General features: G+C 54.6%; 15 protein-coding genes, 1 tRNA gene and 1 pseudogene. 6 read left to right on the top strand and 11 right to left on the bottom strand.

Annotated features, from left to right (window positions below; genetic code table 11):
* Positions 1-75 precede the first annotated feature (75 nt).
* From HG15A2_RS00615 to HG15A2_RS00600, 4 genes are all read left to right on the top strand, one after another.
* The gene (locus HG15A2_RS00615; RefSeq protein ID WP_246117844.1) at positions 76-657 is read left to right on the top strand and encodes an SOUL family heme-binding protein; all 582 of its coding nucleotides are present in this window, start codon (positions 76-78) and stop codon (positions 655-657) included.
* A 185-nt stretch (positions 658-842) separates the two neighbouring features.
* On the top strand, positions 843-1,067 hold the full coding sequence (locus tag HG15A2_RS00610) for a hypothetical protein (protein WP_145056818.1): 225 nt from the start codon (positions 843-845) through the stop codon (positions 1,065-1,067).
* Between the two features lie 408 nt (positions 1,068-1,475).
* Positions 1,476-2,855: a lipopolysaccharide kinase InaA family protein gene (locus tag HG15A2_RS00605; RefSeq protein ID WP_145056816.1), complete on the top strand. Its 1,380-nt coding sequence runs from the start codon at positions 1,476-1,478 to the stop codon at positions 2,853-2,855.
* Between the two features lie 430 nt (positions 2,856-3,285).
* The gene (locus HG15A2_RS00600; protein WP_145056814.1) at positions 3,286-9,276 is read left to right on the top strand and encodes a LamG domain-containing protein; all 5,991 of its coding nucleotides are present in this window, start codon (positions 3,286-3,288) and stop codon (positions 9,274-9,276) included.
* Positions 9,277-9,481: 205 nt separating this feature from the next.
* Here HG15A2_RS00600 and HG15A2_RS00595 read toward each other — a convergent pair whose 3' ends face one another.
* From HG15A2_RS00595 to HG15A2_RS00585, 3 genes are all read right to left on the bottom strand, one after another.
* The gene (locus tag HG15A2_RS00595; protein ID WP_145056812.1) at positions 9,482-10,447 is read right to left on the bottom strand and encodes a glycosyltransferase family 2 protein; all 966 of its coding nucleotides are present in this window, start codon (positions 10,445-10,447) and stop codon (positions 9,482-9,484) included.
* Between the two features lie 335 nt (positions 10,448-10,782).
* On the bottom strand, positions 10,783-12,390 hold the full coding sequence (locus tag HG15A2_RS00590; RefSeq protein WP_145056811.1) for a hypothetical protein: 1,608 nt from the start codon (positions 12,388-12,390) through the stop codon (positions 10,783-10,785).
* A gap of 51 nt (positions 12,391-12,441) precedes the next feature.
* Positions 12,442-13,659 carry a glycosyltransferase family 61 protein gene (locus HG15A2_RS00585; RefSeq protein WP_218932216.1) on the bottom strand — a complete coding sequence of 406 codons (1,218 nt, stop codon included), beginning with the start codon at positions 13,657-13,659 and terminating at the stop codon, positions 12,442-12,444.
* Positions 13,660-13,879: 220 nt separating this feature from the next.
* On the opposite strand from HG15A2_RS00585, the gene HG15A2_RS00580 reads away from it, so the two are divergent.
* A complete protein-coding gene (locus tag HG15A2_RS00580; protein ID WP_145056807.1) occupies positions 13,880-15,496 on the top strand; it encodes a lipopolysaccharide kinase InaA family protein in 1,617 nt (538 codons plus the stop codon).
* 53 nt (positions 15,497-15,549) lie between these two features.
* Here the strand turns inward: HG15A2_RS00580 and HG15A2_RS00575 are convergent, their stop codons facing one another.
* The 5 genes and pseudogenes from HG15A2_RS00575 to HG15A2_RS00550 form a co-directional block, all read right to left on the bottom strand.
* Complete coding sequence (locus HG15A2_RS00575) at positions 15,550-16,359, bottom strand: glycosyltransferase family 2 protein (RefSeq protein WP_145056805.1); 810 nt, start codon at positions 16,357-16,359, stop codon at positions 15,550-15,552.
* Positions 16,360-16,603: 244 nt separating this feature from the next.
* Positions 16,604-16,677, bottom strand: a tRNA-Arg gene (locus tag HG15A2_RS00565).
* An 87-nt stretch (positions 16,678-16,764) separates the two neighbouring features.
* The gene (locus tag HG15A2_RS00560) at positions 16,765-16,989 is read right to left on the bottom strand and encodes a hypothetical protein (RefSeq protein WP_145056801.1); all 225 of its coding nucleotides are present in this window, start codon (positions 16,987-16,989) and stop codon (positions 16,765-16,767) included.
* 54 nt (positions 16,990-17,043) lie between these two features.
* The gene (locus tag HG15A2_RS00555) at positions 17,044-17,664 is read right to left on the bottom strand and encodes a DUF6677 family protein (RefSeq protein WP_145056799.1); all 621 of its coding nucleotides are present in this window, start codon (positions 17,662-17,664) and stop codon (positions 17,044-17,046) included.
* 228 nt (positions 17,665-17,892) lie between these two features.
* Positions 17,893-18,153, bottom strand: a pseudogene (locus tag HG15A2_RS00550) (LL-diaminopimelate aminotransferase); the annotation flags it as partial.
* A gap of 159 nt (positions 18,154-18,312) precedes the next feature.
* On the opposite strand from HG15A2_RS00550, the gene HG15A2_RS00545 reads away from it, so the two are divergent.
* Positions 18,313-19,413 (top strand): hypothetical protein, encoded by a 1,101-nt coding sequence (locus tag HG15A2_RS00545; RefSeq protein ID WP_218932215.1) that lies wholly within the window; start codon positions 18,313-18,315, stop codon positions 19,411-19,413.
* A 58-nt stretch (positions 19,414-19,471) separates the two neighbouring features.
* On the opposite strand, the gene HG15A2_RS00540 is transcribed toward HG15A2_RS00545, so the two are convergent.
* The 3 genes from HG15A2_RS00540 to gyrA form a co-directional block, all read right to left on the bottom strand.
* Positions 19,472-20,707 (bottom strand): LL-diaminopimelate aminotransferase, encoded by a 1,236-nt coding sequence (locus tag HG15A2_RS00540; protein WP_145056796.1) that lies wholly within the window; start codon positions 20,705-20,707, stop codon positions 19,472-19,474.
* A gap of 353 nt (positions 20,708-21,060) precedes the next feature.
* Positions 21,061-22,857, bottom strand: coding sequence for a hypothetical protein (locus tag HG15A2_RS00535; RefSeq protein WP_145056794.1), 1,797 nt, complete (start codon positions 22,855-22,857; stop codon positions 21,061-21,063).
* A gap of 161 nt (positions 22,858-23,018) precedes the next feature.
* Positions 23,019-25,847 (bottom strand): DNA gyrase subunit A, encoded by a 2,829-nt coding sequence (gyrA, locus tag HG15A2_RS00530; RefSeq protein WP_145056792.1) that lies wholly within the window; start codon positions 25,845-25,847, stop codon positions 23,019-23,021.
* Positions 25,848-26,036: the final 189 nt, after the last annotated feature.

Raw genomic sequence — 26,036 nt, 5'->3', positions numbered from 1 at the left:
CGTCAGTACTCTTATCGATCAGATCAATCCGCTCCAACTGAACCTAGATACATTATCATTATGTTGAGAAAGAGAATGATTTATTTTTGCGTTGCCATGGCTGTCGCCACTCTTGGGTATTTCGGCTGGAAGCTGACCTCGCGAAACTCATACGAATCCGCGGCTTACACGGTCCTAGAACTAGAGAGTCCATTCGAACTACGTGAGTACCCAGACTTGATGATGGCAACTACAGAAATGCAGTCCGAGCCACAGGGCAAAGACGGCAGCTTCATGAAATTATTTCGTTACATCAGCGGCTCGAACGACCGTCAACAAAAAGTACCCATGACGACTCCCGTATTTATGGAACCCAAAAGACCCAAGGACAAAGGTCAAATGGGTTTTGTGATCCCAAAAAAAATATCGGAGAAACATGTTCCTGAACCGACCAATGATAACGTTCAGATTCGCCGCCGCGTCGGCGGTCGGTTTGCGGTCATCCGTTTTGCAGGACGCTCGGAAAGCCAGTCAGTCGTAAAGGCTGAAGAAAGGTTACGGGGCTGGATGCGCGATAAGGAGATCTCGGGAATAGGCGAAGCTGAGTTGGCCAGCTATGACCCTCCCTGGACGCCCGGCCCCTTGCGTCGCAATGAAGTCCTAATTCGATTGAAATAGTTAATCAGCTTGTCGTGATTCGTGGGATATATCGTCCTCAATCGACTAGGGGACCGCTCTTTGCAGGAGTTCGTTGAGGTGGTCCTGAATTTACGGACAGGTAATTCTCTTAATTTGGCGGCTGGTTGAGGTTCTCGACTTGCCAACGCTGTCCGTTGCCAATCCAGGAGCGTCTCAGGATGGGAATGCGACGTCGCCGACGCAAACAGCAAGCCTACTTGTTCCTCGCGCACAACCAACTGCCCAGGTCGTCTCGCCATGCCTTCTATGCCAAGCTCAAAAAGCTGCTGGCCGAGGCCCAGTTCGATAAGGTCGTCGAACGCGTCTGCCAGGAACACTACGACGAAAGCGGCAACGGACGGCCAAGAACAAGAAGCTGCAACGGATCCGCTCGGCGGACCTGGCTGTGAGGCATCTAAAGCTGCGAAAGCGACTACTGATGTCAGCGGTGGCGCGAAACTTAGGCTTGGTGATGCGCAAGTTGTTGGGATTCGGCACGGCGAGGAGTTTGCAAGCCACCGGAGGTCTTGCTGCGCTTGTGCAAATTGCCTGGCTTGTCATGGAGCGGCCTTATGTGATCTGGAGAGCTCTCATACGCGTAAGTAGCGGAGGCAGGAAATTTCGCGGTTGTCACGCTCCGATCGTAACAATGGGCAAGCGGTTTGGGTAATTCGATAGGCTGCTAGCTAGCAATTTCGCGACGAGCGCCGATATCTGATCATGCTCTCATGGTCATTTCGCCGAAAATCTTATATCGGCCGTTAGAAACTGCTTAATCAGTCAAATTTATTGGCAACTGTACCGGGTTATTACCAATCGTGCGACAAAGCTTCTCGAGCCATCGGATCAAAGCCCTATTAACTGTCCACCGGGCTGGTCTTACCCGCAAGCTGTTTTGCGATTCTTCTTTACCCGCTGACCTTGTCGAGGCATTGTGGGACGACCCAGATAGACGACTGGTCGCCAGCGCGACCACGCTCCAAGAGAAAGAACGGTGCGCCGTATTGCGCGTCGACCATCCGCAGCAAGGTTATCTTCTCAAGCGGCACGTCTGGGGCGGGGCTTATCGTTCGGCTCGCATGTTATTGCGGAAACCATCTGCAACTGCATGTGCGTCAATAGCTGCTCTGCTGAGCGAGAATGGAATTCCGACGCCGAAAATTCGGGGCTGTGTAGTGGATGGAATCGGTCCGTTAAGCCATCGGTCGTATCTGTTGACCGACTTTATCCATGGAACTACGCTCTTTCACGCGATCCGTTCTGGACTGATAACAGATGAGAACTTACCGGACGTTGCCCGCCAGGTGGCCACGATATGGCAGAAGTTGATTGAGCTGAATATTAGCCACAACGATCTGAAGCCGGAAAACTTTATGGTCGACCGAGCACAGCGTGTATGGCTTATTGACTTCGAAAAAACTAAGCGGCACAGCAACCGAAGTGAACTATCCAGGAGACATCTGGAAGACGCTGAAAGATTTCTGCACGTGAGATGTTGGCGAGAGAATGTTGATGCGGCTGAGGTCTTTCGACAGGAACTCCTGCAAACCTCGCTCCAGCCTTGGGCTCACCAAAATGGGGCACTGCACCATCACCTGCTAAGAGTCGAGTACTCCGAGGCAGAGCTCTCCAATAAGATTTCAGTCATTGTACCCCTCTCCAAACAGGAAACTGTTCCGGAATGCTTAAGTTCGACAATCGAATCGGTCCGCGACGTGGCCGATGAAATCTTGCTCGTCGCCCCGAATACCATCCATAGGCAGATACAAGTCTGGCACACTATTGCAAATCCAGGTAAAGGATCTGTTAGCCAAGTTAACCTAGACAATCTGCCGCCGGACACGGAAACCAACAAGCCACGGAACCCCTGGATCCTCGTTGTCCGCCCTGGGGAAAAGGCCACGCCAGACTTAGTGCGTCAGCTTCCGGAGTGGGTCCTCACCCGAGACTCCGACGCTTTCTCTGTTCCCATCATTGCGCCTCCGATGAACCACACTCTGTTCGGTCGCCAATCATCGTTCGTATCACATCGAGTGTTTCGCCAGGGCAGCTGCAAGTTTGAACTGGTCCAAGGTGAACCCACAGTAGTTGCTTTGGAAGATCGAACGATGACCAAACGCGTTGGGATCGTGGCAAATACTGTGCGTCAATTCACTTCGGCTGCTCGCCTAAGCAGGCATTTTCCTGACGCTGCGTAGCGAACTGACAAAGTCGTCTTCTGCGATCGACTTTGTCCACTGACCCGCCTCTCGTTGCGATTCAGCAACAGAACTCTTCAGCGTGTTTACTTTCTTCAACACGCATACGCTTCAGCAATAAGCACGTGGCAATGCTGCGCTGAAGCTGCAAAAGTGGCGTTTAATCGGCAAAGTAACAGCTGATCAGGCCGTCGCGTGCTTTGCCAATCTGCCCATTTCTAGGGTTTGGCAGAGGAATTGCTACTAAGTCGTTGCGATCGATTTCTCCATCTGCCTAGTTTGGAGATTCACTCCTCGACGACCGCTCTCCCCTCGCACGACTAGTTCTCCTCAGAGCTCCCCGCCTGGTTTCTTGTTTTACTTCCAGATTGGGTCGAGTGTTGACACCTTTTTCAGCGTGGCAACGATCGGCGCTAGGGCAAAGGTTCTTATGTTCCGAAAAAGAACGACTCACAAGTCGCGAGCTGGTTATGGATCGCGGAAATTAGGTTTTGAGTTTCTCGAATCGAGAGAGATGCTTTCGATTACGCCACTCACCGATCTCCCAATTGATTCGTCAACCGATACAGGCGAAAAACCGCAGTCTAAAGTGTGGACGTATGCCGACCAATGGTGGAGTGTCGTGCCAGAAAGCGATGGCACTTGGATATCGCGACTCGACGGAGATAGCTGGACACAAACAACCCAACTCACTTCCAACAGTAGCATCAATGCCGATGTCAAGGCCGACGACAGCCTCGCGCATGTTCTCTTGTTCGATGGCACCGACACTCAGTTGGCTTCAATAGAGTACGATGCAAGTCTCAATAACTACATGCTGTGGGATCAACGGCCTAACCTGGTCGACATGGGCCTGCCCAGTGGGATTGAAACCGCGACGATCGACGTCGATTCTCTGGGGCGAATGTGGATTGCCTTCGATCAGTCCAGTAGCGTCGAGGTCCGCTATAGCGATGGGTTGTACACAGACTGGAGTGATTCGATCGTCCTGGCGTCCAACATTGATGGCGACGACATCTCCGTAATTACTGCCATGCCAGACAATACTGTCGGTGTGCTGTGGTCGAACCAATCGACGGAACGGTTCGGATTCCGTTACCACGTAGATGGTGCGAACCCTACGCAATGGTCGACCGACGAAGTGCCTGCCTCGCAGTCGGCAAGTAATACTGGTGGCGGTATGGCAGACGATCATCTGAACGTGGCGGTCGCCTCAGACGGCACGCTCTATGCGGCTGTAAAAACAAGCTACGATGGCGGAGGCCAAGCGAAAATTGCACTGCTCGTGCGTCGCCCTGATGGCCAATGGGACAACATGTACGACGTTGCCAGCAGTGGCACACGGCCGATTGTGATCCTCAACGAGGATGCAGGTCGACTGATTGTGGCCTACACAGAATCCGATTCTGGCGGCGACATTCTCTACAAAGAAACTGCCACCAACAACATTTCATTTGGTAGCAGCGAAACGCTTATTTCAGGATCGCTGAACAACGCAACAAGTACGAAACAGAACTTTAGTGATGAAGTGGTCGTCCTGGCGTCACGTGGAAGCACCGCTGAGGGAGTACTATTCAGCTTTGGCTCGATCAACATTAACGCACCGCCGCAGGTGTCGGCTGGTAGTAGCCAGACAATCACACTAGGCGGGTCAGCGACACTCGTTGGCTCGGCCAGTGACGATGGACTACCCAACTCGGGTACGCTCACCACCAGCTGGACGGTCGTCTCAGGTCCTGGAAGTGTGAACTTCGGCAGCAGTAGCTCAACCACCACGACAGCCCAATTCTCTGCTGCGGGTAGCTATGTATTGCAACTTACCGCCAATGATGGGCAGCTCATGGGATCCGATCAGGTGACGGTTTCAGTGAGTTCCGTTTCGACAAGTTCTGCGGGACCCGTGGGGGAATGGTCACTGGATAGTACTTCCGGCGGCACGGTCGTTGACACGTCAGGGCATGGGCACGTGGGCACCGTGAATGGCTCTCCGCAAGCGATCAACGGTCCATCCGGCAGCGCCCTGCAACTTGATGGTAGCTCCGACTATATCGAGATTGAAGACACACCTTTGCTCGACATCACCGATCAGATCACGATCTCCACCTGGATTCGTCCCGACGAGAAAGGAACACAGTATCTCGTGAAGAAGGCAGAGCACGGCAATACGGATGGATTCGAGCTTTCACTCAGTTCCAAGGGTAAGGTATTTGTACGATTCAATCAGGATAGCGACAAGAACGATCATCGTTTAAACAGCAGCACCTCCTATTCCACCAACGGAAGCGAGTGGATGCACGTGGTTGCAACCTACGACGGATCTTCCATTAGGCTCTACATCAACGGCCAGCTCGACAATAGCGTGAACGATCAGTTCACCATTACGACGAACAATCTGCCTTTGGCTTTGGGTGCTGAGCATGGTGGCTATCGAGCCTTCTCGGGGGGCATGGACGACGTACGTATCTATAATCACGCAATCGATGACGCTGAAGTGCAATCGCTCTACTCCAACCAACCAGCGGCGCCCACGAACCAGGCCCCTCAGGTAAACGCTGGTAGCAACCAGACAATCACTCTAGGCGAGTCAGCGACACTTGTTGGCTCGGCCAGTGACGATGGCCTGCCCAACTCGGGTACGCTCACCACCAGCTGGACGGTGGTCTCAGGTCCAGGAAGTGTGAACTTCGGCAGTAGTAGCTCAACCACCACGACAGCGCAATTCTCCACGGCGGGTAGCTATGTATTGCAACTTACTGCCAATGATGGGCAGCTCATAGGCTCCGATCAGGTGACGGTCACGGTCAATCCAGCGGCGCCCACGAATCAGGCCCCTCAGGTAAACGCTGGTAGTAACCAGACAATCACTCTAGGCGAGTCAGCGACACTTGTTGGCTCCGCCAGTGACGATGGACTGCCCAACTCGGGTACGCTCACCACCAGCTGGACGGTGGTCTCAGGTCCAGGAAGTGTGAACTTTGGCAGCAGTAGCTCAACCACCGCGACAGCGCAATTCTCCACGGCGGGTAGCTATGTATTGCAACTTACTGCCAATGATGGGCAGCTCATAGGCTCCGATCAGGTGACGGTCACGGTCAATCCAGCGGCGCCCACGAATCAGGCCCCTCAGGTAAACGCTGGTAGTAACCAGACGATCACTCTAGGCGGGTCAGCGACACTCGTTGGCTCGGCCAGTGACGATGGACTACCCAACTCGGGTACGCTCACCACCAGCTGGACGGTCGTCTCAGGTCCTGGAAGTGTGAACTTCGGCAGCAGTAGCTCAACCACCACGACAGCCCAATTCTCTGCTGCGGGTAGCTATGTATTGCAACTTACCGCCAATGATGGGCAGCTCATAGGCTCCGATCAGGTGACGGTCACGGTCAATCCAGCGGCGCCCACGAATCAGGCCCCTCAGGTAAACGCTGGTAGTAACCAGACAATCACTCTAGGCGAGTCAGCGACACTTGTTGGCTCCGCCAGTGACGATGGACTGCCCAACTCGGGTACGCTCACCACCAGCTGGACGGTGGTCTCAGGTCCAGGAAGTGTGAACTTTGGCAGCAGTAGCTCAACCACCGCGACAGCGCAATTCTCCACGGCGGGTAGCTATGTATTGCAACTTACTGCCAATGATGGGCAGCTCATAGGCTCCGATCAGGTGACGGTCACGGTCAATCCAGCGGCGCCCACGAATCAGGCCCCTCAGGTAAACGCTGGTAGTAACCAGACGATCACTCTAGGCGGGTCAGCGACACTCGTTGGCTCGGCCAGTGACGATGGACTACCCAACTCGGGTACGCTCACCACCAGCTGGACGGTCGTCTCAGGTCCTGGAAGTGTGAACTTCGGCAGCAGTAGCTCAACCACCACGACAGCCCAATTCTCTGCTGCGGGTAGCTATGTATTGCAACTTACCGCCAATGATGGGCAGCTCATGGGATCCGATCAGGTGACGGTTTCAGTGAGTTCCGTTTCGACAAGTCCTGCGGGGCTCGTGGGGGAATGGTCACTGGATAGTACTTCCGGCGGCACGGTCGTTGACACGTCAGGGCATGGGCACGTGGGCACCGTGAATGGCTCTCCGCAAGCGATCAACGGTCCATCCGGCAGCGCCCTGCAACTTGATGGTAGCTCCGACTATATCGAGATTGAAGACACACCTTTGCTCGACATCACCGATCAGATCACGATCTCCACCTGGATTCGTCCCGACGAGAAAGGAACACAGTATCTCGTGAAGAAGGCAGAGCACGGCAATACGGATGGATTCGAGCTTTCACTCAGTTCCAAGGGTAAGGTATTTGTACGATTCAATCAGGATAGCGACAAGAACGATCATCGTTTGGACAGCAGCACCTCCTATTCCACCAACGGAAGCGAGTGGATGCACGTGGTTGCAACCTACGACGGATCTTCCATTAGGCTCTACATCAACGGCCAGCTCGACAATAGCGTGAACGATCAGTTCACCATTACGACGAACAATCTGCCTTTGGCTTTGGGTGCTGAGCATGGTGGCTATCGAGCCTTCTCGGGGGGCATGGACGACGTACGTATCTATAATCACGCAATCGATGACGCTGAAGTGCAATCGCTCTACTCCAACCAACCAGCGGCGCCCACGAACCAGGCCCCTCAGGTAAACGCTGGTAGCAACTGGACGATCACTCTAGGCGAGTCAGTGACACTTGTTGGCTCGGCCAGTGACGATGGACTACCCAACTCGGGCACGCTCACCACCAGCTGGACGGTCGTCTCAGGTCCTGGGAGTGTGAACTTCGGCAGTAGTAGCTCAACCACCACGACAGCGCAATTCTCTGCTGCGGGTAGCTATGTATTGCAACTTACCGCCAATGATGGGCAGCTCATGGGATCCGATCAGGTGACGGTCACGGTCAATCCAGCGGCGCCCACGAATCAGGCCCCTCAGGTAAACGCTGGTAGTAACCAGACAATCACTCTAGGCGAGTCAGCGACACTTGTTGGCTCCGCCAGTGACGATGGACTGCCCAACTCGGGTACGCTCACCACCAGCTGGACGGTGGTCTCAGGTCCAGGAAGTGTGAACTTCGGCAGTAGTAGCTCAACCACCACGACAGCGCAATTCTCCACGGCGGGTAGCTATGTATTGCAACTTACTGCCAATGATGGGCAGCTCATAGGCTCCGATCAGGTGACGGTCACGGTCAATCCAGCGGCGCCCACGAATCAGGCCCCTCAGGTAAACGCTGGTAGTAACCAGACAATCACTCTAGGCGAGTCAGCGACACTTGTTGGCTCCGCCAGTGACGATGGACTGCCCAACTCGGGTACGCTCACCACCAGCTGGACGGTGGTCTCAGGTCCAGGAAGTGTGAACTTTGGCAGCAGTAGCTCAACCACCGCGACAGCGCAATTCTCCACGGCGGGTAGCTATGTATTGCAACTTACTGCCAATGATGGGCAGCTCATAGGCTCCGATCAGGTGACGGTCACGGTCAATCCAGCGGCGCCCACGAATCAGGCCCCTCAGGTAAACGCTGGTAGTAACCAGACGATCACTCTAGGCGGGTCAGCGACACTCGTTGGCTCGGCCAGTGACGATGGACTACCCAACTCGGGTACGCTCACCACCAGCTGGACGGTCGTCTCAGGTCCTGGAAGTGTGAACTTCGGCAGCAGTAGCTCAACCACCACGACAGCCCAATTCTCTGCTGCGGGTAGCTATGTATTGCAACTTACCGCCAATGATGGGCAGCTCATGGGATCCGATCAGGTGACGGTTTCAGTGAGTTCCGTTTCGACAAGTCCTGCGGGGCTCGTGGGGGAATGGTCACTGGATAGTACTTCCGGCGGCACGGTCGTTGACACGTCAGGGCATGGGCACGTGGGCACCGTGAATGGCTCTCCGCAAGCGATCAACGGTCCATCCGGCAGCGCCCTGCAACTTGATGGTAGCTCCGACTATATCGAGATTGAAGACACACCTTTGCTCGACATCACCGATCAGATCACGATCTCCACCTGGATTCGTCCCGACGAGAAAGGAACACAGTATCTCGTGAAGAAGGCAGAGCACGGCAATACGGATGGATTCGAGCTTTCACTCAGTTCCAAGGGTAAGGTATTTGTACGATTCAATCAGGATAGCGACAAGAACGATCATCGTTTGGACAGCAGCACCTCCTATTCCACCAACGGAAGCGAGTGGATGCACGTGGTTGCAACCTACGACGGATCTTCCATTAGGCTCTACATCAACGGCCAGCTCGACAATAGCGTGAACGATCAGTTCACCATTACGACGAACAATCTGCCTTTGGCTTTGGGTGCTGAGCATGGTGGCTATCGAGCCTTCTCGGGGGGCATGGACGACGTACGTATCTATAATCACGCAATCGATGACGCTGAAGTGCAATCGCTCTACTCCAACGTGTAGCACTGCTTACTAGCAATTGGATGATTGCTAGTCACCGAATTTCGTCTGCTAAATCAGAATTGCCACTTTGTCAGCAGGCCCAGTGGTTCCGGCAAGTCGAGATTGTTCAACAAACCGGCCGAGAGTTGCGAACTCCATCAGCGACTAACCCATATTGTTTGCGGCAAGGTGGCGCAGCAAATCAAAGTATTCGCAGATGCCATTGTTAGGCAGCTTTGCGAGTCGGTTGCTTCTCTTCTTGCGTGGGGAAACTCACGACCATGTTACTGGAGTCGCTCGCTACCGCAGGCTCGGCATCCGTGTCAACTGGTGTGATTGGCTGGCCGGGGAACTGTAGAATCATGCCGCTAGATGTGTCCTCTTGGCCTGCGATGCCATAGTTTGTCCAAGTCATCCGCATTCGAGACACCTTCTGGCGATGTTGTTTGTTCCAAGCCAAGATAGCTTTGTGGACGTAGCCGCGCTTATGATCCAAATGAACACACACTGCGCGATGGCGAATCTGAACGGGTTGAATTCCCTTGTTCATTAATCGCAACCCCATCTCACGATCTTCTCCCCCATAACCCATGCGCTCGTCGAATCCGTTGACTTCCAAGATATCTTCTTTCCAACCCGAGGCATTGTGTCCGTTCCAAGTGGCGCGAGTGGTGGTGAGGAAGTCGCACAACCGGGCTTGCCATTTCGACTTCACGAGCATTACGCATTTCTTGTTCCACGACATGCCGCTACCACGCAACCAGGCATAGTCGGTCGCCTTTTGCTCTTGGATATCGTCGACGCTGATCTTGTGACTGACGTCCATCGGCAATCGCACTAGACCTCCTGAGAGAAATCGTCTTGGAGTTGCATAGCGAACGTGGGCTTCCAGAAAGTCATTCCGAGGAATACAGTCGCCATCGGAGAATACGAGGTAGTCGCTCGTGGCGGCTTGAATCGCCTTGTTCAGAATCCTGCACTTGCGAAAACCATCGTCCTCGTGCCACACGTGCTTAATGATGAGTCCCGTTTCATTCCGTAATTTTTTGATCGTCTCAGCCGTTTCGGCAGTCGATCCGTCATCGGCAATGACAAGCTCAAAACTTTCATGTGTCTGGACAGCGTAACCCCAGATGACCTTTTCGAGCCATTTGGGTTCGTTGTATGTAGCCAAGATGGCAGAAACTTTCACGGTATTCCCTCCCTGGTATTTCTCAACTCTTAGTGGGTCGATTTAGTGCTCATGCGCACCGCAGTCACCTCCGCTCAGACTCGTCAAGCCGCCCCTCGCGTCTCTGTCCTATCCACTAAATTCGGTGAAGTGCCCTCTTTCTATTCAGGGTACTGCCTCAGCAGTCTGTTGCGTCGGTGGGCGTCAGTCGAGACTCCCTGATCGTTCGAAAAACTTTCTGGGGGCTAAGAACGTATCGCGGCCGCCAACCTCGATGATCGTAGAATCGTCTTGCAAAAAGTCTTGAGGTAGCATGGGGGTCGGAATCTCCGAATCTCAATTACTATTTCAATACGCTAGGCGGCTCGTCGTACTTCTTCACGAATTGTAATCGTTTGCGACGAATCCGAGAGATGATCCAGCACTTCTTCCATCAGCTCTGGAACGAGTGTTTCAATCAAGTGCAATGCATCGGCGGCATGGTCACTGGAGTGCAATGCGTTAAAGCGCTCGCCTACGGTCAACTCCTTGCAAAGAACGTCACGAATGTGCTCCTTGACGAAGAGCCGGGCATTGGTCCGAGTCTTGAATTTTTTCTTTTGCTTCGCAGTGAGTGGCAACGGTTTGTCGTCGTAGGCAATGATGACAGCAGCCGGAGGTCCACCTGAAATATCGAAATGCCCTTCGAGTTTCCAGTTGCCGCCCCGAGTTTGGGACGCGCCAATCTCTATCCTCTTCGCGCTAAGCTTCTTGGTGGCCAAAATCTCGAATCCGCCATCCTCCACCATGTCTGTAATTTGTTTGAGCAGCTCCCGTTCGACAGCTTCGCGGCGTACCACAAATACGGCCAGTCCTTGGTCGTGCACGTGGTCTTCGAGTCGACTGGCCAAAGTTTGAAGCCAAGGGTTTCGCGAGCAAGCGATTGCCAAGCGAGCCAACATTTCATCGGATGGGCCCCAACCAGACTGCTGCAGATAATTATGCAAGCCTTCGAGCGAGATCTCGACATCGATGCCCAACCTCTCTGCCATCGACTGCAGGATCGTGGCGTAGTCGTGATCGGACTTGCTTTTGCGCGGCTGGGTTGCACCGCTCACGGGCAGATCCGACTTCAATCCCTTATGGTACACCGCGTGATAGGCCAAGCTATGGAAGTAATCGTGCTCGCTAGGAACCATGCAGAGGTCGTTGTGCCGGACGGCATTTTCCAAAATCCGTTTTGCAACCGAGTTCGGATAGTAGGGCGTACCACAGTAGTCGGAACGTGGCAGGCCGCGTTCACTATAAAGATCGCAGGGTTGGATTCCAGGCTCAGAATGAAGGATGTCCAACACGCTCTCTAGCGATTCATCGGCCACCAGTAAATCGACGTCCTCGTTGGGTTTAATCTGCGGCAACTCATCAAACCAACGCAGCACGACGTACTTGGCCTCGCGCTCTTTGAATCGCTCAAACAGGCCCGTGATCCCTAGTCGGTGGGGAATGAAGTGCAGCGATTTTTGCCCCGGAAGTTTTGGCCGCAGGACCCGGGTGACAAACATTCGGCAAGTCGATCCTTCAGGAGTTTGCAGCGAAACGATTTCCGGTTTCGAGTAACGCCTTGTAAGCATCTGCAGCAGGCAGCCGAGCATGCCCAACAGCGCCAGCGGTGAAGACCTTGCTCGCCAGGCAACACAATCTGCGTGACGCACAGATCGGTACTTCCACAGGTGCAAAACCGAGCTTCCCGATAGGATTAAGACTTGGGCATTATTTCGGCGTACCACCTTGCGTTGCTGGGTATGAACCAAGTCTTCTGCAAGTTCCGGATGCTTAGATTGCAGCGTGGCCACCTGCGCAGCGTTTTTACTCACTCCCAGATAATTCGAGTAGCCTTCATGCCGCAGACTAAGCGCGACATCGGCGCATTGAACACCGATCTCGATAAACACAGAATTCTCTTGCCAAGGTGTTTCAGACTGCATGCCAGCTTTCTCCTATTTGATTTGACTCATTGCGTTGGTAAGAAAGTTGATTTACGCCGATCGCATTTGGACGGGCACAACCATTTCTGCACATACCAACGCAGAGTTGATGTCTTCCAATGAAACATTTAGTGTTCGTTTGGGCTTGCCAGACTTCACCAGTACTTGCTGATGGTGGAAGCTAAGGATGCGACTCTTCCTGGGATAACAGGTCGCGTTGTACCGATCGTCGGGAACTATTTCTATGACGCGTGTTCCAGAACGGGCGAAAATTAAGTTTGCTAGTCCAGCACCGTGTGTAGCGAGAATCACGTCCGACTGGTGAATGAGGGTTGCCTGCTGCTGGAGAGAATAGTCTTCCATGGCATGTGTCTCGAACCCCCGTGCAGCGAGCATTTCGATCAATTGGGACTCGTTTGCAATGGTACGATTGCCCGTCGAACGGCGAGTAATGTAGATACGCTTTCCGAAACCGATCTGTGGCTGCACACCTAGCTTCTCTGTCGCAAACCGGCCGAAATCTCGCAAGCAGGTTGGTGAGGGCAACGACGGCACCAACAATTCATCGGCTTCAATAAGCATGCGGCAATGCGGCTGGATCAATTGGTCGCGATCGATTCCAAGAAACTCGAACGCTTTCTTTTGAGACTCACTAAGAGACTCAACCAAATAGTAATCCGGCATCACGCCTAGCTTCTTAAGCGACATCAGTCGAGGCAGGATATCGATCAGCCAATGAAAATAGTTATGGCTAGTCCTAGTGTTGAGCAGTGCCACTCGACCATCAATTCGGTGCTTGGGGGGAAGCCAGGGCCGAAAGGTGACATCGCCTTCGAGTCGTCGGCGCCAATGTCGTGGTCGCAACGAACTCATCGACGAACCTTGGTTGCGTACCTGGCCATCAAGATTGAACCCTGTCTCCCGCACAGCTTTCCCGGCAGGACCCATAGCACAGCAATGCCGGCCGAACGACATCCCATCGCGAATCCGTGCAACGAATGCCGCTGGACACATTTTGCTTGGCAGAGCTTTCTCAGTTATCACCCCCGCTTGAAAGCATGCGTAACTATATTCGGGCAGCAATTCCTCAGAACCAAAGGTCTCAACTGCTACTTGCTCCGGATGCTGGGCAGCTAGATCTGCGACTGAGACCTGCTCGCTGGGCGACTTCGTGCGACGCCAAGTAGCTTGCTTAACACCGATAGGCAACAGATATTTGCCCAGGCGGAACCAACGACGTGGTACTGGCGGCTGGTCGTCGGATTTCATCCAAGCTGCCCCTTTGACCATTGAATGACACGTTCACGATACTGACAACAAAAACAGTTTCTGCCGCACAATTACGTTAGCAGCAGGCGACCCTGCGACCGATACAACTGGTATCGGCTGCCTAGGCCAAAAAATTTAACGTCATCGTCCACACGGGTCGCAGAATTCAGAATGGTTCTCGGCATCCAGTGCTCGCGTCAATCTTCATGAGTGAGTGTGAATGTCTAATCTTGAGCCAATGACGTGTGAGCATCAGCAACTTCAGGTGAAAAAGCGCCGTTCGATTCGACGCGCGATGCGCTGGGACACCCAACTGCCGAAAGATCTAGAGCTGAAACTGTGGCAAGACCCACACGGTCTTCTAGATCAAGGCGAAACACTGCATATTAAGTTGAGTTGCTCGGTCGTCAAATTGCAGCACGAAGGCGATACCTATGTCTTCAAATGTCAAGATCTCAATGATCTTGGCGCCCGTGCCAAGAATGCCCTTTCTAAGACAACGGGGTGCCGCTCGATGCAGAACAGCACGTATCTTTACAGACTGGGCATACCGACTCCTCGCCCTCGTGCCTGCATCGAAACAACAGTCGGGCCTTTCAAGAAGCGATCCTATTTCCTCACCGATTATGTGGAATCAACTACGTTGTACCGACTGATGCGGCATGGGAGTCCCGATACCGCGAGACTGCAATCGATTGCTGAGCAAATTGCGGATATTCTTGAGCGACTCGATGAGTTGAAAGTGGCTCACAAGGATCTGAAGGCTGAGAACTTGTTGGTCGATCCGCTTGGCAAGGTTTGGCTGATCGATTTGGAAAGCATCACGCGTTATCGCCAGCACTGCAAGCCTTTTCGACAGCGGCAGGGCAGAGACGTCAGTGATCTACTGCATCCACGGAACTGGCGATCCAATCCCGCAGCCGCTGAGATTGTGCGACAAGCTATTTTGAAAAAGTCTTTCGCGGCCAAACTGATTGAGCAGTCTGACGAAGCGCGGCAGTATCTGGGGGAAGCTCGGCCAGAAGAGAACAACAGTGAACAACTCTTCACCGTGCTGATTCCTAGCTACAACAATGCGCCGACTATTGCTAGCTGTGTAGATTCGGTATGCGACATTGCCGACGAAATTTTGGTTGTCGACATGGGCTCGACCGATGGTACGCACGACATTGTCCGCAACAAGGGAATAGGCTGCATCCTCGGCAGTGCAACTGCTGATCGTTGCGAAGTGCTCGAAGTTGCTCGGCAACAAGCCCAGCATCCTTGGATTTTACAGATAATGGCCAATGAGCGCCTCAATCCTGAATTGGGCCGACAGGTACAGGATACGCTGTTCTTCAATCCCACGAAGGACGGTTACAGAATCGGCACAACGCCATGTGTGCAGGGTACGCATCTGCGTTACGGTGGTTTTCAACGGTCCGATTCCGTACGTCTCTATCGACGCGACCTTGGAAATTACGAGCTTGTCGAACACATGCCCGAACTGCAGCCTCCTGACCATCGAATCGGTGTCCTTCGCTCTCGCCTAGCCGTAAGAACACCGGAGAGTGTAGTGGATGATATCAAAGAACGCGTCACAGCATCGACCGAGCGTGCCGAACGAGATTTTCACCGAGGGCAGCGATCTACATGGCCCAAATTGCTTTGGCGGTCGTCACGTAAATTTATTGAAGCCTATCTGCTGCGCCACGGCTGGCGTGACGGATGGGCAGGTCTACACGCTTGTCTGATGGCAATGCTAGAGACCTACACACATGAAATGACACTCGTCTATTTGGAGCGGTCGCCGGAGATAGAAATCACAGCACGCGAAGCACCGCGGCGAGCAGCCTGACTAGGTTGGACCTCTCAACTTACGCGCTACGCTCTACTCCAGCGGTCCGCCACTTACTCTGCTGAGTAAACTGCCTGGCGAGGCTCAGCACCCGATTCCAATCGGCCGTGGCTCACTTCCCACAGCTTGGCCTGTTTCATAAATGAGTAGAACGCCGAGTACATACACACCTGAAAGCCCGGTATGCCGTCGAGAAATCCACCTCGAAACAAATAGAGTTGCAGGAATCGCAGGGGTGCGGACAGGAAAATGGCCACGGCACTCGGCTGTCGCCCCTCGGCGACGTAATTTGTCACGCTCCAATTGGCGTAGCGATTCAGCTTCTCGCAGTAGTCATCAGTCGACCAAGTGGTGTAGTGCAGCATGGTCTCTTTGAGCCGAGCCACTCTCTCCGGTGCGATCTCCATTTTGGCATGCACCCAACGCTCCTGGTAACGCACATCATCGCGTCTGAAGAGTCGGATCACGCCGTCCCGGTTCCACCCGCAATGCTTGATGCGGTGACCTATGAAGTGATTTTGTCTGCCAATCCAATAGCCATCGATGTTCTTATCAGGATTGGCTAGCGTCTGCCGAATCTCCGCAGCTAGGTGCTTGGTAATGCGTTCGTCGGCGTCCAGAATCAATACCCACGGATGACTCGCCTGTGGGATTGCCCAATTCTTGAAGTCAGCTGAGTTTACATACTCGCGCTCGATCACGCGGCAACCGCCTCGTTCGCTAACCATCTCCAGTGTGCCGTCGGTCGACCCCGAATCGGCCACCAAGATCTCATCGGCAATGGATTGAGCAGATTCAATACATGGCAGTATGTTAAGACTTTCATCCTTGCAAGGAATGAGTACTGTCAGTTGGTTCGACATCGATAGAACAACCGTAGTTCTGTAAATTGCTTTGCAATATACGAGTTAATTTCCATGTTCAGGTAAACTTTTCCTGAATGCCATTCTTCGTCAGTGTCGGCGAGCACAGCTGAGGCAGGTCTCACTAGGGACGCCTCGTTGGGGAACAGCGTGGCAACGCGCGATCCCCGAGCGACTCCGAACATCGGCAGGCAAGTGAACCCCCGCCAACGGAAACCTGGTGCTCGAAGAAACTCAAGTCAAGCGCGCCTGGTAGGACTCGAACCTACAACCCCTGGTTTCGAAGACCAGTGCTCTATCCAATTGAGCTACAAGCGCGGGGTGTTTCTGTATTCCAACTGCCTAGTATCGTAGCACATTCCTGCGGTGCGGCTAAGCCGCAAGTGGCCGGTTTGGATGCAAAAATTAGCCGGCGAAGTACTGCATGATCCCTAGTAGCACCATGAAGATGCCCATGAAGCCGAGGACCCAGAGGGCGAATCGCACCGCGTGGTGCAGGATCGGCTGGAGCAATTCGTGACGCGTGGCAGACCACACGAGGCTTACGCTCACGACCAGTGGCACGGCATGCCAGAGATTCATGACGGCCAAGGGGAATGTCACAGCCGATAGTAGTATTGAGGATAGCATCGTGTTCACGGAACGCCCCAGAGGGCATTCTCTACAGTTCTAGGCAGGAAACTACTAACTTTTCTCGTCGTCGCTTTCTGGTTCTTCCTTTGCCGGGGCAATGACTAGCGGGCCGGCGTAGGCGTCGCAGATAACTAGCAAGTTCAACAGGCCGGCGATCACGGTGTAGACCGTGCCCACCTCGAAATTAGGATGGTTGCGCGCCGCCCATAGGGCTTGCTCAGTTGGCTGGATCGTTTCGTTGTTGGAATCGTCCGTGTAGCGGAACGGTCGCTGGCGGGGCGGGGCCATGAAGCCCCCTTGCTCGTCGCTGGAGGCTTGGCTTTCGCCTGTGGGATCGCGGACGGTTTGCAAATAGGCCGGCATGGCTGCTAGTCCGACGCCTACTTGGCAAACGTATTGCCAACGCTGATAGAACGGGCCGGGGATGGGCAGCGGACTGGGCGAGGCGGCGTACACAACTTTGCCTTGGCCTAAGATCATGCCGTACGCGAATGTGCCCAGCACACACACAAAAAATAGGATGCCCTTGCCGGTGCGTCCTTGATAGATGTGGCCCAAGCCGGGCACTAGCCACGCGAGCAGGGCCGCGGTGCCGGGGCTTTTGAGATCGATTTCCACGGCCGCTTCGGTGGCGGGCTCGTTGTAACCGGCGGGCAAAATGACTTTGGCCATAAACGTGGGCTTACAGATAACAGGGAGCTTAAAGGCGGGAAGTATTCGTGAGAGCTATTGTAGGGGTGTAACCGCTGAAAACCCAGGGCAGCGTGAGGGTATTCGACAGGCTACAAAGGATATTGGGGGGAGGCGGATAATTTCCCAAATCCTCGCGCGAGCCAACTCTAGTCACTAAGGGCTCGCTGGCTAGCCTGTCCACTGTCTACTGCCCACTGCCTACCTATCTCAGAACACTGGCTGGAGGCTTTTCAGTCTAGCTTCCGTCTCGGCCATCAGTGCGTCCTCGGCGGCTTCGTCCTCTGCGACGTAGGTGACGCTAAACCGCAGGAACGAGCCGGCATCGTCCCAGGGCACCGTGCAGATGGATTGCTCTTTGATGAGAAACTGGCTTGCCTCTTCCGCATTGGCAAACTGCACGCCGGGACCCTCCAGGCCCTTGGGCGAGGGGGTGTAGAGAAAGTACGTGCCGCCTTGCGGAAGGTTCGCAGCGTCAAAAGCGATCTGGTAGAATCTAACCTGTAGGGATTGAGTATTCTGCCTGCCATGAAGCCCTTTTAGACCGAAAATTTTATGCGTCATTCCGATCTGTACTCGTCACCTTTGCAGAGTGTTCTTACCCTATGCGCACTATTCCTCTTATGTGGAATGCGCCAAGCTGAAGCGCTGCCTCCTCTGGGGCTAACTCTAGTTGATTCGACAGCACCTGAGTTTGGCTACGCCAAGCTTTCCGTCATTGACGACACGGCATATATCAGTACACGGAATGGCCTCTGGCATGTTAATCGTTCTGGAGAGAGCATGCTGACACCTATCATCCATAGTGAGCTAGGCGCAGCCACGAGTATCACTCCCGTGATTAAAGCTTTTGACAATCAGTTGTATCTCGCGGGTAACTTTGTTGATCCTGTGACATCCGCACCGACTGGTGCACTATTTCAAATCAATAGCCCGAGTCCAGAAATCGTGAGCTGGCCCGATGCAGGCTACCTCGTTGGCATTGATGAGAATCTACGTGCGGTGGGGAATGTCTATGTCGATTCGGAAAATGGCGGAGCCTATGTGTTTCGCTACTCGCCTGACGGATCAGTGGTACGCTTAGCAGAACCAGAGCCAACACCCACAGGGATGCGCAGCTGCTGTCAGTATGCTAGTGAAGTGTCTACAGGCGGGTTTGTTGGCGGTGAAGTTCACGAGCCGGGTTCGATTGGCCTGGTCTCAGCTATCTGGAATCCAGAAGGATCCTTTAGCTATGGCAGCATTGGTACGGGAGTTGGTTCCATTGCGGAACGGTCCGACGGTAGGGGCCTAAACTACGCCGATGCGTATTCGGCTTTTTTCGTGCTAGGAGAGGCTGCGCATGAGTTTTTTAGAGACTCAGATGGGAATCCCCTCAACATCTATGAAGGCGCATTAGTGTCTCACGGTGACTTCGTAATTGCTCACGAAAGCACTTATCCTGCTCGAGTGACCGATGAACGCTATGGCTACTTCCCTGGAATAGTTCCGCAGGATCCCTACGCTGCCGTGAATCTTGAGAAGTTGTTCCCTGAACTTGCCACACTCGATTACCTCGGCATTTCGGATCTCTACTCGATTGAGAATCGAGTCTATATGACACTGCATGGGCCGAGCGGAATCCATCTTTTTGGCGGCATCGACCCTTCCACGGTCCCAGAGCCTGCTGCCGCTGTGTTGATACTGGCAGGGCTTTTCATGGGCAGTTGTTCATGCCGCACTAGGTCGTGAATTCTATCCGTCGCGTCGAAGCTAAATGCATTGCAACGTTTTAACTGAGGCACCTAGGCTAAAACACCGGCTGCAGGCTCTTCAGCCGGGCTTCCGTCTCAGCCATGAGAGCGTCTTCCGCGGCCTCGTCTTCAGCCACGTAGGTCACGCTAAATCTTAGGAACGAGCCGGCATCGTCCCAAGGCACGGTGCAGATCGATTGCTCTTTGATGAGAAACTGGCTCGCCTCTTCCGCATTAGCGAACTTCACGCCGGGGCCTTCCAAAGCTTTCGGGGTAGGTGTGTAAAGAAAGTAAGTGCCGCCGGGCATTTCGCATTGGAACCCGCAACGCGTGAGTGTGGCAACGAGCTTCTCCATGCGGCGGCGATATTTGGCGCGAATGCGCTGCGGGATGCTATCGTCATCGAGCGCGGCAATGCACGCCTTTTGGATGGCCAGGAATTGTCCGGAGTCGCTGTTGTCTTTCACGTAGCCAAACGCGCTGACGATGCGTTCATGCCCGCACACCCACCCCATGCGCCAGCCGATCATATCGTAGCCTTTGCTCATGGAGTGAACTTCGACGCCCACATCCTTCGCACCGGGCACCGCGAGGAAGCTATTGGGCTCTTGGTCGAAAGAGAGCAGGGCATGGGCTGCGTCTTGCACGATCACGATGTTGTGTTCTTTGGCGAACTGAATTGCCTTCTCGTAGAACTCGCGCGTGGCGGTCTTGCCTGTCGGGCTGTTGGGGAAACAGAGCACGAGTAACTTCGCTTGCTCGCATACGTCGGCGGGGATGCCATCGAGGTCGGGGAGGAAGTCGTTCTCGGCGAGCAGCGGCAATTTGTAAACGCTACCACCATAAAAGTTGGTATGCGTGCCAACCACGGGGTAGCCGGGCACGGTCATCAGTGTGATGTCGCCCGGGTTGATGAACACGCCGGGCAGCATGGCGTAGACCGGCTTCGAGCCAATTGCCGGGCAGATTTCCGTCGCCGGGTCGAGCTCCACACCGTAAGTGCGCTGCATCATTCGCGCGACGGCTTCCTTGAACGCAGGGGTGCCGTTGTCCGCATAGCCACGATTCTCTGGCTTGTTGATCTCCTCGGCCATGACGCGGCGTACGTTTTCATCGGCCATGTCGTCGTTTTCGCCAATGCCGAAGTCAAGGAGTTGGCGATCAGGGAAATCGGCCAGCGCCTTGCGTTTGGCGCGCTTGATCTTTTCGAACTTGTAGACGGAATCGTCTTTGCCGTAGTTGGCACCGCCAATGCGGTCGGCGAATAGCTGTTGGAAGTAGGGGTCTGGCATGGTAGAGGGGAAGTGGGATAGTGGAAAGCGGAAGTCTCGTTAGCCGCCATCGTCCCGATGGCGCTAAGGAATCCCCCAAGCTACCGAACTAGCCAGAAAATGGCTACCGTGCAGGGTCCGCGATGCGGACCACTAGACGCCACTCGTTCCCACGCTCCTGCGTGGGAACGCAATTTCTAGCCGCTCTTGCGGCGATAGCAGCGCCGCAGAGAAGAGCACTACCCGAATGACCGCAGGAGCGGTCAAGACTTCCGTTCTCACGCGGGAGCGTGGGAACGAGGTTTCAGGATGAACAAGGTTTCAAGATATAGTGGGGTGAGAAATCCACTTGCTTGCGCTGCGTGCTTGTATTTTTAGTTCTTCCATTCTATTTCTGGCAACGGCAGGCGGATGATCATGTCGTCACTTTCCTCGTGAGTACCATCGAGCTTTTCCCACTGCTCGGCAGCAAACTCTCCGGCTTGCTCTGCGTTGGCCCACTCGCCGTTGATAAGCCGCCAGGGTTCTTCGTCCATCACGTTCTCCAGATGCGTGCCACCATCGTCTGTTTCGTTGCGGCCTACGCTGTAGAGCAGATAACCTTCGTCACGGCGCTCGTACTTTAGTGGCTTGCCAGCGAAAAGGTCTGGCGGGATGACTTCAAGAATGTCAGGCGTCAAATCAGCAAGGCGCTCAGGATACTCGCCCTGTTCCAAACGGTGGATCGCTAGTGCTGTAGCTACACGCGCCAAGTCGAGCTGCATTTGGCCACGGTCTTCGGCATTCATAGCTGCGTTCGTAGCGGGCAGCATAAAGCTGAGAACTATTTCGCCAACGAGGCGAGAACGCGCACTGCGGCTTAGAACCGCCCCTAGGATTTTTGCTGGCCTACTCTGGAGTGTGTCTAGCAGCTCGATATCGATTCTCTCGATAGCTGCGGATCGCGCAGTGCGATTTTCTAAGCGAGCCGCCTCGGCAAGTCGGTCGTACCAGCGATTGCCCACTTCAAGTAGCAGATTCGTATCCAACTTTGCTTTGGAGGTGATCCTGTCAATGTCTTCCATGCCGTCCACGCCTACAGTACCACCGAGTCGATTAGTTGCCGTACGTAGAGCGATGTCGATGAACATGAGCCGCTCACCATAGTTGAGCGCATCGGCCATGCCCACACGGGATGGGAGCGCAGAAAGGTCGGCCAAGATTTTTCGGGCAAGATCGGCTTCCTGTTTCGGATGATTGAGCAAGGCTGCGTGGGCAGGAAGAGCCGTGCCATGAATGGCGAGAGCGACTACTTGCTCCACCAGATAAGTTCCCCCAGCCACATGCTGACCGAAGTGAAATAAGGCGTGAGTATCACGCCAGGCATCATCAAGCTGACCCTCGCCAATCCGCAGCTGTGCCCGGGTGGCGAGAGCGCGTGCTGCTGAGCGACTCGTCTGCGCGTAGGAGAGCAGAAGCTGAATCATCTCTGCTTCAGGCTCTTTCAGCGCCGTCATCGAGGGGCAGAAGAATTCTGGTCGCTCGGCGGCTTCGACCAGCCAATCCAGCGGCTGCTGATTGTCATCCACCCATTGGGCTAGCACAGGGCTGTCGCTGCGCGCCCAGGGGTAGGCTCTTGTGAGGTTGAGAAACTCTCCAACGGCCAAATCCGTTTGGAACTCTTGCTCCGCTGATTCGCTATCTTCATTGTTGGCAGTATCGTTTCCCTCAAGCTCGCCACCTCCGTACTCACCACCTCCGTATGCATCGCCAAAGCCGTAGCTTTCTATTTTTCTCCAATGCTTGCTGCTTTTGTTTTTGGAGAGCTCCGCGCCGAGAGATTCTTTGATAGCCGCATCCTCATCAGGCATCCGGAGGCATGCTTCTAGATTAACATCTTCCAGCCCAATGGCGTTGCACAGCAGCGCGAATTCGGCCAGCGGCATGCCTTCCAACGGCCCCATCGCCCGGCAGAACGGCAGTGCCCCGTTGTTTTCTGGGGTGACTCCTTCCCACTGCTTGTTGGTGATCGCCAGGATATAATTTGGAAGGCCATCGTCAGCGAGTGGCTCGGTGATGAACGTGGTGCTCTTACCGAGTTGCACTTTGGTATGCGGGCCGAAGAGTTGGTAGAGGAAGAAGCCAAACAAGAGCAACAGAATGACGGCGACGTAAGCGAGTTTGCGTTTCATGCAGTCATTGTAGCAGTAGCTCTTGAAAGTAGCTCGGGCATCCTGCCTGAGTATCGTGGAGTTGAGAACGAGAACCCCGCACATTGGGCGACGCGGGTAGGAAATTTCACGTTTGAACCAACTCAGCCTGGAAGGCCGAGCTACTTTTCCGCAGGCCGGAGCTACTCTTCCTCACCGCTACCGTCAGATGATTCTTCGGTTGCGCCTGATGCTTCACCTTCGATGATCTCGCCGATCTCCTCGTCGTTGGCTTCTTCCTTCGGCACGCGAACAATGGCGGCGAGGGAATCGTCATCGCCGAGGGTCATCAGGTTGACGCCTTGGGTGTTGCGGCCGATGACGTTGAAGTCGCTGACTTTCACGCGCTGGATTTTTCCGCGAGCGGTCATCATCAGTAGCTCATCAGTTTCATCGACGCGGCAGATGCCGACGACCGAGCCGTTGCGGTCGGTGGTTTTGATGTCGCGTAGCCCCTTGCCACCGCGGTTTTGGGTGCGGTAGCTGTTGCCGCTAGAGATTTCGTCGCTAGTGTCTTTGCGCTCATCTTCGCCCTCGGCGTTAGGGCCGAAGTAGGTGCGTTTGCCGAAGCCTTTTTCGGTGGCGGTTAGCAACGTCGCTTCGGGGTCGGCCACCACCATGCCGGCGAGGGTATCCCCCTTGCTGAGGTTGATGCCTTTGACGCCGCTGGAGTTCCGGCCCATCGAACGGGCGTCGCTTGCGCGAAAACGGATCGCCATGCCGTCGGCAGTGGAGAGGATCACTTCGTCGCCGGGGCCGGTAACGACTACGTCCATGAGTTCATCGCCTTCTTTGAGCTTGATGGCAATGATGCCGGTTTTCTTGGGTCGGCTGTAAGCCTTGAGGTCGGTTTTCTTCACTAAACCGTTGCGTGTAGCCATCAGCAGGTGATGGTCCGGTTGCTCAAAATCGCGAATTGCGCGGCAGTCAGCAATTTTTTCGTTCTCAGCAAGGTTCAAGAGATTGACGATCGCGCGTCCTTTGCTGTCGCGTGAAAGTTGCGGCAGGTTGTAGACCTTTTGCCAATACACTTTGCCAAGGTTCGTGAAGAACAAGAGGTAGTGGTGTGTGCTGGTAACGAACAGGTGCTCGACCGGATCGTCCTCTTCGACCTTCGCGCCCTTGATCCCTTTGCCGCCACGCTTCTGAGCTGAGTAGACGCTGGCCGGGGTGCGCTTGATGTAGCCCTGGTGGCTGATCGAGACGACCATCGTCTCTTCCTCGATCAGATCCTCCATGTTCACGTCGCCAATCTCTTCGTGGCTGATCTCTGTGCGGCGCTCGTCGGCATGCTTGTCGATCAGCATTTGGCAATCTTCGCGAATCATCGTGAAAATGCGCTGCGGGTCGCCAAGGATGTCGATGTAGTCGGCGATCTCGATGAGTAGCTTGGCGTGCTCGTCGCTTAGCTTTTCTTGCTCAAGATTGACCAGTTGGCCAAGCGTCATGCGTAGGATCGCGTCGGCTTGCACGGGGGTGAGTGAGTACTCCTCGGCAACGCCCCGCTCGTCTTGGAACTGCTCGTACCCCTGGTCGCCAAGGGCTCGTTTTAACAGCGCGCCGGGCGTTTTGATTTGCATCAACGCCTGCTTCGCTTCGGGCTGCGTTTTCGACGCACGGATAACGCGAATCACTTCGTCGATATTGGCGTGGGCGAGCAGTAGGCCTTGCACGGTGTGCTTGCGTTTGCGTGCGCGAGCGAGCAAGAACTGTGTACGACGTCGGATGACCGTCACGCGATGGCGGAGGAACTCTTCGAGCATCTCCTTGAGCGTGAGCATGCGCGGCTTACCATCAACCAGCGCGATCAAGATGAGTGAGAACGTGTCTTGCAGTGGCGAGAACTTGTAAAGCTGGTTGAGCACGACGTCTGGGTCGGCATCACGTTTCAATTCGATCACGATGCGCACGGGCTCTTTGAGATCGCTCTCGTCGCGCACGTCCGAGATACCGACGATGCGCCCCTCGTTCGCCAGCGCGGCGACTTTCAGCATGACCGAGTCGCGCGAGGTTTGATAAGGAATCTCGTGAACGATGATTCGCGTTTTCTTACCCTTCTCTTCAGTGCTCGTACGAGCGCGTACCGTGACGGTGCTACGACCGGTTTGGTAGCCCTTGAGGATGCCGCTACGACCGCAGATGGTGCCGCCAGTCGGGAAATCGGGTCCGGGGATGATGTCCATCAATTCGATGACATTGATTTCCGGATTGTCCATCACGGCGATCACACCGCGGCAAACCTCGCCCAAGTTATGAGGCGGAATGCTGGTGGCCATGCCTACGGCGATACCGCCCGAACCGTTCACCAGCAGGTTGGGGAACTTGGACGGCAAGACGGTCGGCTCCATGTGCCGTTCGTCGTAGGTAGGCACGAAGTCGACTGTATCGAGCTTCAAGTCGTCGAGCATCATCCAAGCGATCGACGAGAGACGCGCTTCGGTATATCGCATGGCCGCGGGGGGCAGGCCGGCGATTGAGCCGAAGTTGCCCTGCTTGTCGACCAAGGTGTGCCGCAAGTTCCATTCTTGGGCCATCCGCACCAGCGTAGGGTAGATAACGCTTTCACCGTGCGGGTGATAGTTACCACTGGTGTCACCGGAAATCTTCGCGCATTTCACGCGCCCGGCACCCGGCGACAGGTTCAGGTCGTTCATGGCGACCAAAATGCGCCGCTGCGAAGGCTTCAACCCGTCGCGCACATCGGGCAGCGCGCGGCTGACGATGACGCTCATCGCGTAGGTGAGGTAGCTATCCTTGAGCTCGTCCTCGATCGGCAAATCGATCAGCCGCGCAGCGATGGCCGTGGCGGGATCGAAGTTGGGAACGATGGGGTTCCCCTGGGCATCGTTGCCGGGAGTGCCATCGGGATTGAGGTTGGCCGTGTGATCGGTAGGACTCACGGGTGTGCTGGCCTCTTCCTGAGAGCCTTCTTCGGAGCCTGCTGGGCCCTCGTTGATATCGTCATCCGCCACGTGTGATGTCCTTCGTACGTTAAAAAACGTAGATCAATAGTGCTAATTTCGCTATTTGGCGCGGTCGCCAGCACGGGCCAAGGCCCGCGGCGAAATGGGTTTGTGAGCCCTTTAATATACCAGTGGAAGGGGCTCCCTCACAACAGGCTAGGCGGCGTGATTGAGGCTTGAAAACAAGAGGTTTTTTGA

Origin of the sequence: Adhaeretor mobilis, assembly GCF_007741515.1 — a bacterium.
GTDB lineage: Bacteria > Planctomycetota > Planctomycetia > Pirellulales > Lacipirellulaceae > Adhaeretor > Adhaeretor mobilis.
Note: the sequence above shows the minus strand (reverse complement) of the source record. Positions and strands in the feature narration are given on the sequence as shown.